The organism is Shinella yambaruensis (assembly GCF_022899355.1).
Classification (GTDB): Bacteria; Pseudomonadota; Alphaproteobacteria; order Rhizobiales; family Rhizobiaceae; genus Shinella; species Shinella yambaruensis.
The window spans coordinates 213,324-226,230 of the sequence record NZ_JALJCK010000010.1; the positions used below are offsets into that span (position 1 = coordinate 213,324).

The following is a 12,907-nucleotide window of genomic DNA, read 5'->3' on the forward strand; positions in this document are numbered from 1 at the left end:
CGCTATTCGACCGGAACGGGGGTCGGATGGCCGTCCTTGTCCAGCGCGACCATGACGAAGGTGGCGCCCGTGACCTTTTCCAGCGTGGTGGTGAGATAGCGCTGTGCCCAGGCCTCGACCGACAGCGTGATCGAGGTGCGGCCGACGCGCACGATATCCGTATAGATGCTGAGCGTGTCGCCGATCTTCACCGGCAGGTCGAAGGCCATTTCCTTGACCGCGGCGGTGACGACGCGGCCCTGCGCGCGCTCGGCGGCGCGGATGCCCGAGGCAAGGTCCATCTGCGCCATGACCCAGCCGCCGAAAATATCGCCCGCGGCATTGGCATCGCCCGGCATGGCAAGCGTGCGAAGGGTGAGTTGTCCATTGGGCCTGCTGGTGTCGGTCATGCGCATCCTCTTCCTGGCTGATACCGGTCTAACGGAATGCGCGCGATGGCGGAAGAGGGCACGTCGCGGCCGGCCGAAACCCGACGATCGGTATTTTCGAGTATTTTCAACCTCTAAAAATTGATGATTGCAATTTTAGGCGATTTTAAAGGGTTTCCCGGACTTTCGGAAAGGTTGGAGTGCCGCGTCCATTGAGGAGAGCCCGGTGAAGAATCTCAGAATATCCATGCGTCTGTCATTGCTCGTCGGTCTTGCCTTGACCATCGTCGTCGCGGCGCTCGTCTACAGCCTTTATCATTACCAGGAAGCGATGGTGGCCGAGCGCAAGTCGAAGCTGGCGGCGATGGACGAGAGCATGCTGACGCTCTTCCAGCACTATCACGCGCTCGAGACCGCCGGCACGCTGACCCGCGAAGAGGCGCAGACGCGGGCGAAGGACGCGGTGCGGGCGCTGCGCTACGAGGACAGCGGCTACTTCTGGATCAACGACATGAACGCCGTGATCGTCATGCATCCGATCAAGCCGGAGCTCGACGGCACGGACCAGTCCGGCATGGCCGACCCGACCGGCAAGAAGATCTTCGTCGAATTCGTGAAGGCCGTGAAGGGAAGCCCGACCGGCCAGGATTTCGTCGACTATCTGTGGCCGAAGCCGGGCTTCGAGCAGCCGGTGCTGAAATATTCGCATGTCGCGGGCTTCGCCCCGTGGGGCTGGATCGTCGGCACGGGCGTCTATGCGGACGACCTTGCCGCCATGTTCCGCCGCAACGCCATCGAAACGGCGGTCATCCTCGCCCTCGGGGGCCTCGCCATCATCCTCGCCGCCTACGGCATCGTGAAGAGCGTGACCGGCCCGGTCTCGCGCCTGAAGGCCTCGATGCAGGCGATCGCCGATGAGGATGTGTCCGGTGACGTGCCGGAAACGGACCGCAAGGACGAGATCGGCGAGATGGCCAAGGTCGTGTCGATCCTGCGCCAGTCGGTCGCCGAGCGCGCCGAGCTTCGCCTTCGCGAGGGCGAGCAGCAGGTTCGCCTCGAGGAGGAACGCAGCGAGGGCGAGCGCCGCCAGCAGGCCGTGAGCCAGGGCCAGGCGGACGCCATGAACACGGTCGGCCAGGCGCTGGAGCGCCTTGCCAATGGCGACCTGACGGTCTCGATCCAGGCGATCGCGCCGGAATATGCCAAGCTGCGCGACGACTTCAACCGCGCCGTCGACGCGCTCTCCAGCGTCATCAACGCCATTGCCCGCTCCACCGACATCGTGCACGGCAGCGCCGGCGGCATCGCGGAGGCGGCCAACAACCTGTCGCACCGCACGGAGCAGCAGGCGGCCTCGCTGGAGGAGACCGCCGCCGCGCTCGACGAGATCACCGCGACGGTGCGCAACGCCTCCGACCGCGCCGCCGAGGCGAGCCGCATGGTGGCCGAGACCAAGCAGTCGACCGGCCGCTCCGGCACGATCGTGCGCGACGCCGTCGCCGCGATGAGCCGTATCGAGGACGCGTCCAGCCGCATCAGCCAGATCATCGGCGTCATCGACGAGATCGCCTTCCAGACCAACCTTCTCGCCCTCAATGCCGGCGTCGAGGCGGCGCGGGCAGGGGAGGCCGGCCGCGGCTTTGCGGTCGTGGCGCAGGAGGTGCGCGAGCTTGCCCAGCGCTCGGCCAATGCGGCCAAGGAGATCAAGGGGCTGATCAGCAATTCGGCGGCCGAGGTCGGCACCGGCGTCGCGCTGGTGCGCTCGACGGGCGATGCGCTGACCGAGATCGAGGCGCTGGTCAACAAGGTGAACGACCAGGTGAACTCCATCGCCACCGCCGCGCGCGAGCAGGCGACCGGCCTTGCCGAGGTGAACACGGCCGTCAACCAGATGGACCAGATGACCCAGCAGAACGCCGCCATGGTGGAGGAAACCAACGCGGCCGGCCAGACGCTGACCCAGGAAAGCGAGCAGCTGAAGGCCCTGCTCGGCAATTTCCGGCTGAACGCAGCCGGAGCGGCGGACCACCGGCGCCGCGCGGCATAACGCAAAAGACGATCTCCGGACACGCTTGCCCCGGTGCCCAAGGCGCCGGGGTTTTTCGTTGGGGTCGGTGCCGGGGGGTGTCCGCAGTTGCGACGGGGAGGTTGGCCATGAAGGCCTGTGTCTCCCTCAAAAGGAATGTGGTCCTGTGTGGCAACACCCCCCTCTGCCCTGCCGGGCATCTCCCCCTCAAGGGGGGAGATTGGATGGAGAGCCGTCTCGCCCATCTCAAACGTTGCTGATTGAACTCTGCCTCGTCTCTTGCCGATCTCCCCCTTTGGGGGGAGATGCCCGGCAGGGCAGCAGACGAATTGCATATGGCACGCTGCTGCTTTCCCTTCTCCCCCACGGGGAGAAGGTGGCCCGAAGGGCCGGATGAGGGGGCTTGCACACCGTCTGACGTCTTCGCCACCCCCTCATCCCGCTGCCGCGACCTTCTCCCCGCGGGGGAGAAGGGGGCAAGACGCGTCGCCTCAGTCCATAAGCAATTCGCCTGCCCACAAGGGGAGATGCCCGGCAGGGCAGAGGGGGGGCCACGGAGCGGTTTCGCCCCCGTTAATCTCGCGGGGCGCCTGGGAACGGTTCCTTTACCCTGTTGCGCGAAAATCCTCTGGAAATGCAGGACGATCGCTTTTCGCGTCCGGTTTCGGGCTTGTCCCGTCCGAATGCGGACAAAAGCGGCCTGCACCATGACCGGACAACAATGTGCGCAACCGGGACCCGCGGGACGCGGGGCAGGGCTGGCGGAAGTGACAATGGGTATTGCGTTTGTTTCTCGTCTGCGCCGACCGCTCGGGCTGTTCCTCGTCCCGGCGATGCTGGCCGCCTGTTCCGGGGGGATGACCCCGCCCGACGACATCGTCGGCGCCATCCGGCCTTCGGAGGAGGTTTCGCAGCATCCCGCCGCCGATATTGGCGATACGGGCGGGGATCTCGCGGACTACCCGGTCGAGGCCGATACGGCGATGGCCGCGCCTGCACAGAAGAAGCGCCTGCCGATGATCGACAGCGACGAGGCGATGGGCATCACGGAGCCCGTCCAGGCCTCCTCCGGCGTGCTGACCGTGCCGGAAGGCGGCGTCAACATGGATGCGGGGCTCGGTGTCGGGCGCGTCGAGGGGCTGGCGGAGGCGCAGGCGGGCGAGATCGCGGAGGGCAACGCCACCCAGGTTGTCGTCGGCGGCATCGGCTCGGAGACGCCGCAGCAGGTCGGCCAGCCGGCGACGATCCCGATGTCGGAGGCCGGCGTCGAGCTTGGCGAGGCGCCGGACGGCGGCGGCTATCTCCAGGTGCCGGACAAGGCGACGACCCGCCGACGGCAGGCGAGCGGGGGCGAGCAGGTCGCCTTCCTGCCGCGCCTCAACAACCCGATGCAGACGCCGGAGACCATGGGCGGCATGCCGGCCTCGGAAAAGGCCTGCCGCCAGCGCCTGGCAAAGCTCGGCGTCAAGTTCCGCGACGTGCCGCGCATTTCCCGCGGGCGCTCCTGCGGCATCGCCTGGCCGATCGAGCTGTCCGGCCTTTCCGGCGGCATCCAGATCAAGCCGGCCGCACAGGTCAACTGCCAGATCACCGAGGCCTTCGCGCGCTGGGTGAAGCACGAGCTGGTTCCCTCCAGCCGCGCGCGCTACCTCTCGGGCGTCTCGGCCATCCACCAGATGTCCTCCTATTCCTGCCGCACCATGAACTCGCAGCGCGGCGCCGCCATGTCGGAGCATGCCAAGGGCAATGCCATCGACGTCGGCAAGATCGTGCTGAAGAACGGCAAGGCGATCGCCATCGAGAAGAAGGGCTTCTTCGCCTTCCGCGAGAAGGGTCTGCTGAAGTCGGTGCGCAGCGACAGCTGCAAGTACTTCTCCACCGTGCTCGGCCCCGGCAGCGACCGCTACCACAAGGACCATTTCCACTTCGACCTCAGGGTGCGCAAGTCCGGCTACAGGCACTGCAGCCTGTAGCTGCCTGATCCCGGGACAAAAAAAGACCGGCGGGGCCGCCGGTCGAAAAGGGGTGGCAGCGCGTAGGGTGCGGCTGCCCTGGAACGTCACATTCCATCACCGGCGCCGGCGCGGACCGGCGAAGATGCAAGGCGGGCTTCCGCGGAGGAAGCGGGCGGATGGGAACCGCCGATCGCTCCCTCAGGGTCGGGAGCAAGGCCGCTGCGCGCAGGGCAATGGAAACGCCTGGAGAGCGGGGTGCAAGGGCGTTCCGGGCGGCCTCGCGTGAGACAATGGTTGAAATGGGTCACGGTTTGATGACAGTGCGGCTTTCGCAAATGCGAAATTCCCGCGAGTCGCCGCCGTCCTGGCGGATCCCCTGGAGCCTGCCATGCCGTCCGTCGCCGATCTTGCCCTCTTCGCGCTCGCGCTCGTCGCGGCGGGTGTCGTGTCCGGCCTGCTCGCCGGCATCTTCGGCATCGGCGGCGGGGCGATCCTCGTGCCGGTCTTCTACCAGGTGTTCGGCTATCTCGACGTGCCGGAGGCGGTGCGCATGCACCTGTCCATCGGAACCTCCATCGCCATCATCGTGCCGACCTCGATCCGCTCCTTCACCGCGCACCGGCTGCGCGGCGCGGTCGACACCGACCTCCTGAAGAGCTGGATCGTCGCGCTGCCCTTCGGCGCCATCCTCGCCTCGGTCATCGCGGCGGTGATCTCCAGCGTCGGCCTTCGCCTCGTCTTCGTCGCCATCGCGCTGCTGGTCGCGCTGCGCATGCTGTTCAACCGCGATACCTGGCGGGTCGGCAACGAATTGCCGACGGGCATCGGCAACCAGGTGGCGGGCGTCGTCATCGGCACGCTTTCCGGCCTGATGGGCATCGGCGGCGGGGTGCTGAACAACACCTACATGACCTCCTTCGGCCGGCCGATCCACCAGGCGGTGGCGACCTCCTCCGGCGTCGGCGTGCTGATCTCCATCCCCGGCATCGTCGGCTATATCTGGGCCGGCTGGGGCGAACCGGGCCTGCCGCCGTTCTCCACCGGCTTCATCAACTGGGTCGCCGTCGCGCTCATCGTGCCCATCGCGCTCATCGTCACGCCCTGGGGCGTGCGGCTGGCGCATTCGATGAGCAAGCGGCAGCTCGAGATCGGCTTCGGCATCTTCCTCATCCTCGTCTCGCTGCGCTTTCTCGCCAGCATCTACGGCTGAGCGACTTTTTTGCGCCCTCAGGGTGAAAATCGGCGAAGGGCACGCCATATAGGGTGTCCTTCCGCATGAAATCCCTCTCTCCGGACCTCCCATGGCGCCCATCGTTTCCATTCGCAATCTCACCAAGAGCTACGCATCGGGGTTCCAGGCGCTCAAGGGCGTCGATCTCGACATCGAGGAGGGCGAGATCCTCGCGCTGCTCGGACCGAACGGTGCCGGCAAGACGACGATGATCTCGATCATCTGCGGCATCGTCACGCCGAGCGGCGGCTCGGTGACGGTGGCCGGCAGCGACATCCTCACCGACTATCGCAAGACCCGCGCGATCATCGGCCTCGTGCCGCAGGAGCTGACGCTCGACGCCTTCGAGACGGTGTGGAACACGGTCGCCTTCTCGCGCGGCCTGCACGGCTGTCCGCCGAACCCGGCGCTGATCGAGCGCATCCTTCGCGACCTCTCGCTCTACGACAAGAAGGACACGATGCTGCGCCACCTTTCCGGCGGCATGCGGCGGCGCGTGCTGATCGCCAAGGCGCTGTCCTACGAGCCGAAGGTGCTGTTCCTCGACGAGCCGACGGCGGGCGTCGACGTTTCGCTGCGCAAGGACATGTGGCAGCTCGTCGAGCGCCTGCGCGCCTCCGGCGTCACCATCATCCTGACGACGCACTATATCGAGGAGGCGGAGGAGATCGCCGACCGGATCGGCGTCATCAACCACGGGCAGATCCTGCTGGTCGAGGACAAGAAGGCGCTGATGGCGAAGCTCGGCCGCAAGCAGATGACCGTGGAACTGGCCGAGCCGCTCACGGCGGTGCCCGATGCGCTGTCGTCCTACGGGGTGACGCTGGCCGAGGGCGGCGGACAGCTCGTCTACGAGTTCGATGCCTCCGGCGAGCGCACCGGCATTTCCTCGCTCCTTTCCGCGCTGTCGCAGGCGGGGCTTCGGGTCAGGGACATCTCCACCGAGCAGAGTTCGCTGGAAGACATTTTCGTGGAACTGGTGGGAGAGGGCCGATGAACATCGAGGCGATCAAGTCCATCTACGCATTCGAGATGGCGCGCACGCGCCGCACGCTGCTGCAGAGCATCGTGTCGCCCGTCATCACCACCTCGCTCTACTTCATCGTCTTCGGCGCGGCGATCGGCTCGCGCATGCAGGAAATCCAGGGTGTTTCCTACGGTGCCTTCATCGCGCCCGGCCTCATCATGCTGACGCTGCTCAACCAGTGCATCGGCAACGGCTCCTTCGGCATCTACTTCCCGAAGTTCACCGGCACGATCTACGAGATCCTGTCCTCGCCGATCTCGACGCTCGAGATCGTCATCGGCTATGTCGGCGCGGCGGCGACCAAGGGGCTGATCGTCGGCACGATCATCCTCGTCACCGCCTCGCTCTTCGTCGATATCTCGATCAGGCATCCGTTCATGATGGTGCTGTTCTTCGTGCTGACGGCCGTCAGCTTCAGCCTGTTCGGCTTCATGATCGGCATCTGGGCGAAGGACTTCGAGCAGCTCAACCTCTTCCCGATGCTGATCATCCCGCCGCTGGTCTTCCTCGGCGGCAGCTTCTACTCGATCGACATGCTGCCGCCCTTCTGGCAGGCGGTCAGCCACTTCAACCCGGTGCTCTACCTCGTCTCCGGCTTCCGCTGGAGCTTCTACGAGATCGCCGACGTGAGCCCGGTCGTCAGCCTCGTGACGGTGCTCGGCTTCCTGGCGGTGTGCCTGACGATCACGGCCTGGATCTTCAAGACGGGCTACAAGCTGAAGAACTAGTCCTTCAGCCGCAGTTCGTCGCGCGTGATCTCGATCGAGCCGAGCGTTTCGAGGAAGCTCATGCCGAGCAGGCTCTGTTCCAGCCGGCCCTGTTCCGTGACCATGCCGCGGATGGCGCCGCGCAGGATGGGGCCGATCGCGACCTGGCGCAGCGTGACGGGCGCGGCGAGCGCCCGGCCGTTGGCGGTGGAGACGTCGATGGAGAAGACGAGGTTGTCCGGGTTGATGCCGAGGCGCATGGCATCCTCGTAGGACAGCACGACGGAGCTGGCGCCGGTATCGACCAGCATGCGCAGCGGCGTGCCGTCGATCGTCACGTCGGCCTCGTAATGGCCGGAGACGCCCTTGTGGATGACGAGGATCTGCTCGCCGTCGGCGCCCGTCGTTACCACCGCGCGGCCGGGGATGAGGCCGGCGGTGAGCCGGTTGCCGACCTCCTGCAGGTCGAAGCGGTAGAGGTAGCCGGCGGCGAGCGCGAGCATGATCAGGAGCCAGATGCCGGCCTGGCGTATGCTTTCGCCCCATTGCCGGCGCCCGGCCAGAACACCCGCCGCCATCATCGTGGCGAGCGCCGACAGCGTGACGAGGCGGCCGAAATCGTTGTTGTCCATGCCCATCGTGCGGCCGTTGTCATGGTTGAGGATCAGGGCGCCGAGGCCGACGGCGAGGATGCCGAGAAGGACGTAGAGCCTCATGCTTCGTCGCGCTCCCGGGCCATGCGGGCGCGGCGGGTCTCGCGCCGCGGCTTGCGCTCGACGGTGGCGAGGCGGGCCGGCAGCTCGGCCATGATGGCGCGGCGCTCATCGGACGAATAGAGCGTCCAGGCGCCGATTTCATCGCGCGTGCGGCCGCAACCGAAGCAGTAGCCGGTCACCATGTCGATCGAACAGACGAGGATGCAGGGCGATTCCATCGCGGCTCCCGAAAATTGTCCTTCCTATATCGGCAGGTCAGAGCGCCAAGGCAAGGGCGAAGAGCACTGACATTTCCGCGAGCTGCTGCGTGGCGCCGATCGTATCGCCCGTATGCCCGCCGATCTTGCCGAGGGCGGCGCGGTTGAAGGCGATGACGGCGGCGACGGCGAGGACGAGCGCCAGCACGAGGGAGAGCACGCCGCCGTGCGGCAACAGGAGGGCGGCGGCAAGGAGGATGCCGCTTGCAAGCGCGACGGTCGTCGCGCCGCCGTCCGGCTCGCCGACCGAGGCGGCGACGCCGCCCTGCCGGGCGGGCGGCAGCAGCGACCAGTGCCAGACCATCGCGGTGCGGCTGGCCGCGGCGACGGCAAGCAGCGCCATGCCGAGGCCGGACGGGGTGAGGGTGGTGGCAAGGGCGGCGATGGCCGCGGCGCGCAGCCCAAAGGAGAGGATCAGCGCGACGGCGCCATAGGAGCCGATGCGGCTGTCCTTCATGATGGCGAGCGCGCTCTCGCGGTCCCGCCCGCCGCCGATGCCGTCGGCGCTGTCGGAAAGCCCGTCCTCGTGCAGCGCGCCGGTGACGAGGACCTGGGCGGCAAGCGTGGCGAAGGCGATGAGCAGCGGCGGGGCATGGAGGGCCGAGAGGAGGGCGGCAAGGGCGGCGGCAGGCAGCACGATCAGGATACCGGCCAGCGGGAAGGCGCGCACGGCGCGCGACAGCCGCCCGTCATGGCCGATGAAGTGGCGCTGCGGCACCGGCACGCGCGAGAGGAAGGCGACCGAGCGGGCGGTGTCGTCGATATAGTCCTGAATGGCCAAGTGAGTCCCCGTTAATGGAAAGGGGGTGCTGTACGGATGGATCCTCGGGTCAAGCCCGAGGATGACGGAGGAGGGGGGCGGTCGGCGACAAAAGCGATGCCGCGACCGCTGTAAGGCCGCTTCGGACGCTTGTGTGCTCCCGGACCGCTCGCGGACGCCTGGACCGCGCTCACCCCTGCCGCCAGCCTGCCCGTTCCTGCGCATGCCTGCACAAGTCTCCGGGCCGTCCTGGCACTTCCTCTCCTCCGTCATCCTCGGGCTTGACCCGAGGATCCACCCGCACGGCACGCCGCCAGACGTCCCATCCGCAAAACGCGGCGCCGGCCGCCGCAAATGCGGTTGTCGGATTCGCGCCCTGCCTCTATTAGGAGACACCAAACACCCGCCTTTGAAAGCCGAAACTTAAGGAATTCCCCAAGATGAGTGCCAGCGGCCTGCCGTTCGATGATTTTCGTGAATTGCTGCGCAACCTGCCCGGTCCCGATTCGGCCGCGCTGGTGGCGGCGCGCGAACGCGACAGGCAGCTCACCAAGCCGCCGGGCGCGCTCGGTCGGCTGGAGGAGATCGCCTTCTGGCTCGCCGCCTGGACCGGCCGTCCGCCGGCCGTGACGCGCCCGCTGGTCGCCATCTTCGCCGGCAACCACGGCGTCACCCAGCAGGGCATCACGCCCTATCCGTCCTCCGTCACCGCGCAGATGGTGGAGAATTTCGCGGCCGGCGGCGCGGCGATCAACCAGATCTGCGTGACGCACGATCTCGGCCTCAAGGTCTTCGACCTCGCGCTCGACTACCCGACCGCCGACATCACGGAGGAGGCGGCGCTCTCCGAGCGCGACTGCGCCGCCACCATGGCCTTCGGCATGGAGGCCGTCGCCGGCGGCACGGACCTCCTGTGCATCGGCGAGATGGGCATCGGCAACACGACGATCGCCGCGGCGATCAACCTGGCGCTCTATGGCGGCACGGCGGAGGAATGGGTCGGGCCCGGCACCGGCTCGGAAGGCGCGGTGCTGGAGCGCAAGGTGGCGGCGGTGAAGAAGGCCGTCGACTTGCACCGCGCGCATCTTTCCGACCCGCTCGAAGTGCTGCGCCGCCTCGGCGGCCGGGAGATCGCCGCCATGGCCGGCGCGATCCTCGCCGCCCGCATGCAGAAGATCCCCGTCATCCTCGACGGCTATGTGGCGACGGCGGCCGGCGCGATCCTGCGCGCGGCCAATCCGGCGGCGCTCGACCATTGCCTGATCGGCCATGTCTCGGCCGAGCCGGGGCACCTGAAGTCGATCGAGAAGCTCGGCAAGACGCCGCTGCTGGCGCTCGGCATGCGGCTCGGCGAGGGCACCGGCGCGGCGCTTGCCGCCGGCATCGTCAAGGCGGCGGCCGCCTGCCATTCGGGCATGGCGACCTTCGTTCAGGCGGGCGTCAGCAACCGGACGTAACGGGCGGCCGGCAAAAAGCCTCAATGGCAGGATTGAGACCTCGAGGCACGCCCGTCACACGGGCGTGTTTCATGAGAGCGGCGACAACGGGATTGCGGGAATGGGTCAGGCACCAATCGAGAAAAAGACGGGCATCAGCCACCTGTTCGCGGCCGCGACCTATTCGGCGGCCGGCGCGCGGCGGCTGCTCGGCGAATCCGCCTTCCGCCACGAGCTGATCGCCTTCGGCGTCGCCATGGTGCTGTTCACCGTGGTCGGCGCCTCGTTCTTCCAGTATGTCGCCATGGCGATCCTGTTCCTCCTGATGATCGCCTTCGAGGCGCTCAACACGGCGATCGAGGAGATCGTCGACCGCGTCTCGCCGGAAATCTCGGAGATGGGCAAGCACTCGAAGGACCTCGGCTCCTTCGCCGTCTTCTGCCTGATCACCGCCAATGCCGTCTATGCCGGCTATGTGGTGGTATCGCAGTTCATCTGAGCGGTTTCGGGCAGGCTCAAGGCTCCCCGGGTCGAGCCCGAGGATGACGAAAGAAGCGAGGGGAGGCCGTCCGTCGCAACGCTTCCACATGCTGATCGGTTTCAAGGCCGCGCGGCCTCTCCTCCTCTCCGTCATCCTTGGGCTTGACCCGAGGATCCACAATCCGGACGCACCGCTGACCTCAGGCAAAACTCTTCTTGCGCGGGGCGACGGCCTGGGTCTCGGTGACGGCGGGCAGGCTCTGCAGCACGCGCTTGGCCGGCAGGATGGCGATGGCCTCGGTGCCCTCGCGCAGCCTGGATTTCAGGATGAACTCGCCATTGTGCTTGGCGAGGATCGCCTGGACGATCGGCAGGCCGAGGCCGGTGCCCTGTTCGGCGCTCTTGATGGCGATGGAGCCCTGGCCGAAGGCGGAGAGCACGACGGGGATCTCCTCCTCCGGGATGCCGGGGCCGTTGTCCTTGATCGAGATGTACTGGCCGCCGCCGGCAGTCCAGCCCGCCTTGACGAGGATCTCGCCGCCCTGGGGCGTGAATTTCACGGCATTCGATAAGAGGTTCAGGATGACCTGGCGCAGGGCCTTCTCGTCCGCCCAGACGGCCGGCATGTCGCCTTCGACCTGCTCGGAAATGGTGATGTTCTTCGCCCGCGCGCGCAGCTGCACCATGCCGATGCAGTCCTCGGCGATATCGACGAGATGCACGCTGTCCTCCGACAGGTCGTATTTGCCGGCCTCGATGCGCGAGAGGTCGAGGATCTCGTTGATGAGGTTGAGCAGGTGCTGGCCGGAGCGGTGGATGTCGGAGGTGTATTCCTTGTAGACCGGGTTGCTGAGCGGCCCGAGCACCTCGGTCGACATGACCTCGGAGAAGCCGAGGATGGCGTTCAGCGGCGTGCGCAGCTCATGCGACATGGAGGCGAGGAAGCGGGATTTGGCAAGGTTCGCCTCTTCGGCGCGCCGGCGCGCCTCGTCCGACATGGACTTGGCCACTTCCAGCTCGGCGATCAGGTCGTCCTTCTCCGATTGCGAGGAAAGCAGCTGCGCGCTGGTGTGGCGCAGGCGGTTCGTCATGAAGATGAGGAAGATCAGCGCGGCGGAGATGATCGCCGCCATGCCGAAGGTCGCGGGGTCGGGGCGCAGCAGGGCCGAGACGGAGAGCGCGACGACCGTCGGCAGGAAGGCATAGAGCACCGCATGGCGCAGCATCAAGGTGCTGATGGCGGTGACGGCCAGCGCCACGAGCAGGGCCGAGCCCTTGTAGAAATCGAAGGTGACCTCGCCGCACGGGCCGCAGGTCTGCAGGGAGAAGGCGGCCCAGGTGAGGCCCATGGCGACCTGGGCGGCGAGGAAGACGCGCTGCCAGCGGCGGGTGTTGTCGGCGGTGATCTCCTGCGCGCGCGCCCGGCGGGCGACGATCATGCCGAGCGCGTGCACGCTGAGGGCCAGGATCCCCCACGCGACGAGGCCGACTTCCTGCGTGAGGTAGACGCCGACGGCGGCGATCAGCATGACCACGACGGGAATGGCGAGCGCGCTCTGGGCAGCGGAGGCGACGTGCAGCTGCAGCATCTCGCGCTCGAAGCCGGGCGCGATGCCCGTGGCGGTCTGCAGGCGTTCCCGGGTCGCGCGGACGGTGCGCGAAACAGCCTTGTTTCTATGGCTGCGCGACTTGTCGACGATGATCTTGTCGGTCGATGTACTGACGCCGGTACTCATCACGATTGCAACTGTTGCGGACGGCGTTGAATTCTAGGGGGGAATCCTTAAGAAGATGCTGCCGCGCATAAACCATTTGCGAACCATTCCGGCATTTTCCGGAACAGCCCGCCGGCAGCGCGCCACCATCGTGACGTAACGGCATGACGCCGGGGTATTTGCGCCTTTCTCCGAATCGCGAAAACACCCTATCTCTTTCATTTTACGC

General features: G+C 66.9%; 12 protein-coding genes. 7 read left to right on the forward strand and 5 right to left on the reverse strand.

Features of this window, described 5'->3' with window-relative positions; genetic code table 11:
• Positions 1 to 2: 2 nt before the first annotated feature.
• Entirely contained in the window at positions 3 to 389 is a 387-nt protein-coding gene (locus MUU56_RS23045) for an acyl-CoA thioesterase (protein WP_244769603.1), read from the reverse strand.
• Between the two features lie 205 nt (positions 390 to 594).
• Here MUU56_RS23045 and MUU56_RS23050 point away from each other — a divergent pair, with 205 nt between their 5' ends.
• The 5 genes from MUU56_RS23050 (at position 595) to MUU56_RS23070 (ending at position 7,335) form a co-directional block, all read left to right on the forward strand.
• The gene (locus MUU56_RS23050) at positions 595 to 2,415 is read left to right on the forward strand and encodes a methyl-accepting chemotaxis protein (RefSeq protein WP_244769604.1); all 1,821 of its coding nucleotides are present in this window, start codon (positions 595 to 597) and stop codon (positions 2,413 to 2,415) included.
• A 758-nt stretch (positions 2,416 to 3,173) separates the two neighbouring features.
• On the forward strand, positions 3,174 to 4,367 hold the full coding sequence (locus MUU56_RS23055; RefSeq protein WP_244769680.1) for an extensin-like domain-containing protein: 1,194 nt from the start codon (positions 3,174 to 3,176) through the stop codon (positions 4,365 to 4,367).
• A gap of 370 nt (positions 4,368 to 4,737) precedes the next feature.
• Positions 4,738 to 5,559, forward strand: coding sequence for a sulfite exporter TauE/SafE family protein (locus MUU56_RS23060; protein WP_244769605.1), 822 nt, complete (start codon positions 4,738 to 4,740; stop codon positions 5,557 to 5,559).
• A gap of 91 nt (positions 5,560 to 5,650) precedes the next feature.
• Positions 5,651 to 6,577, forward strand: a complete 927-nt coding sequence (locus MUU56_RS23065) for an ABC transporter ATP-binding protein (RefSeq protein WP_244769606.1) — start codon at positions 5,651 to 5,653, stop codon at positions 6,575 to 6,577.
• Complete coding sequence (locus MUU56_RS23070; protein ID WP_244769607.1) at positions 6,574 to 7,335, forward strand: ABC transporter permease; 762 nt, start codon at positions 6,574 to 6,576, stop codon at positions 7,333 to 7,335. The genes MUU56_RS23065 and MUU56_RS23070 overlap by 4 nt, the downstream gene beginning before the upstream one ends.
• Here the strand turns inward: MUU56_RS23070 and MUU56_RS23075 are convergent.
• The 3 genes from MUU56_RS23075 to MUU56_RS23085 are packed head-to-tail and all read right to left on the reverse strand — an operon-like array spanning position 7,332 to position 9,068.
• A complete protein-coding gene (locus tag MUU56_RS23075; RefSeq protein ID WP_244769608.1) occupies positions 7,332 to 8,030 on the reverse strand; it encodes a retropepsin-like aspartic protease family protein in 699 nt (232 codons plus the stop codon). The genes MUU56_RS23070 and MUU56_RS23075 overlap by 4 nt on opposite strands.
• Positions 8,027 to 8,248 (reverse strand): DUF1289 domain-containing protein, encoded by a 222-nt coding sequence (locus tag MUU56_RS23080; RefSeq protein ID WP_244769609.1) that lies wholly within the window; start codon positions 8,246 to 8,248, stop codon positions 8,027 to 8,029. The genes MUU56_RS23075 and MUU56_RS23080 overlap by 4 nt, the downstream gene beginning before the upstream one ends.
• A 37-nt stretch (positions 8,249 to 8,285) precedes the next feature.
• A complete protein-coding gene (locus tag MUU56_RS23085; RefSeq protein WP_244769610.1) occupies positions 8,286 to 9,068 on the reverse strand; it encodes an adenosylcobinamide-GDP ribazoletransferase in 783 nt (260 codons plus the stop codon).
• 419 nt (positions 9,069 to 9,487) lie between these two features.
• Here MUU56_RS23085 and cobT point away from each other — a divergent pair, with 419 nt between their 5' ends.
• Positions 9,488 to 10,504, forward strand: a complete 1,017-nt coding sequence (gene cobT / locus MUU56_RS23090; protein ID WP_244769611.1) for a nicotinate-nucleotide--dimethylbenzimidazole phosphoribosyltransferase — start codon at positions 9,488 to 9,490, stop codon at positions 10,502 to 10,504.
• Positions 10,505 to 10,604: 100 nt separating this feature from the next.
• Positions 10,605 to 10,982, forward strand: a complete 378-nt coding sequence (locus MUU56_RS23095) for a diacylglycerol kinase (protein ID WP_244769612.1) — start codon at positions 10,605 to 10,607, stop codon at positions 10,980 to 10,982.
• 181 nt (positions 10,983 to 11,163) lie between these two features.
• On the opposite strand, the gene MUU56_RS23100 is transcribed toward MUU56_RS23095, so the two are convergent.
• A complete protein-coding gene (locus MUU56_RS23100; RefSeq protein WP_244769613.1) occupies positions 11,164 to 12,699 on the reverse strand; it encodes a sensor histidine kinase in 1,536 nt (511 codons plus the stop codon).
• Positions 12,700 to 12,907 lie beyond the last annotated feature (208 nt).

Bases quoted from the DNA above. Each gene is read 5' to 3' on its own strand.
- MUU56_RS23045 (WP_244769603.1), bottom strand. From the start codon at position 389: ATGACCGACACCAGCAGGCCCAATGGACAACTCACCCTTCGCACGCTT.
- MUU56_RS23060 (WP_244769605.1), top strand. From the start codon at position 4,738: ATGCCGTCCGTCGCCGATCTTGCCCTCTTCGCGCTCGCGCTCGTCGCG.
- MUU56_RS23065 (WP_244769606.1), top strand. From the start codon at position 5,651: ATGGCGCCCATCGTTTCCATTCGCAATCTCACCAAGAGCTACGCATCG.
- MUU56_RS23070 (WP_244769607.1), top strand. From the start codon at position 6,574: ATGAACATCGAGGCGATCAAGTCCATCTACGCATTCGAGATGGCGCGC.
- MUU56_RS23075 (WP_244769608.1), bottom strand. From the start codon at position 8,030: ATGAGGCTCTACGTCCTTCTCGGCATCCTCGCCGTCGGCCTCGGCGCC.
- MUU56_RS23080 (WP_244769609.1), bottom strand. From the start codon at position 8,248: ATGGAATCGCCCTGCATCCTCGTCTGTTCGATCGACATGGTGACCGGC.
- cobT (WP_244769611.1), top strand. From the start codon at position 9,488: ATGAGTGCCAGCGGCCTGCCGTTCGATGATTTTCGTGAATTGCTGCGC.
- MUU56_RS23095 (WP_244769612.1), top strand. From the start codon at position 10,605: ATGGGTCAGGCACCAATCGAGAAAAAGACGGGCATCAGCCACCTGTTC.
- MUU56_RS23100 (WP_244769613.1), bottom strand. From the start codon at position 12,699: ATGAGTACCGGCGTCAGTACATCGACCGACAAGATCATCGTCGACAAG.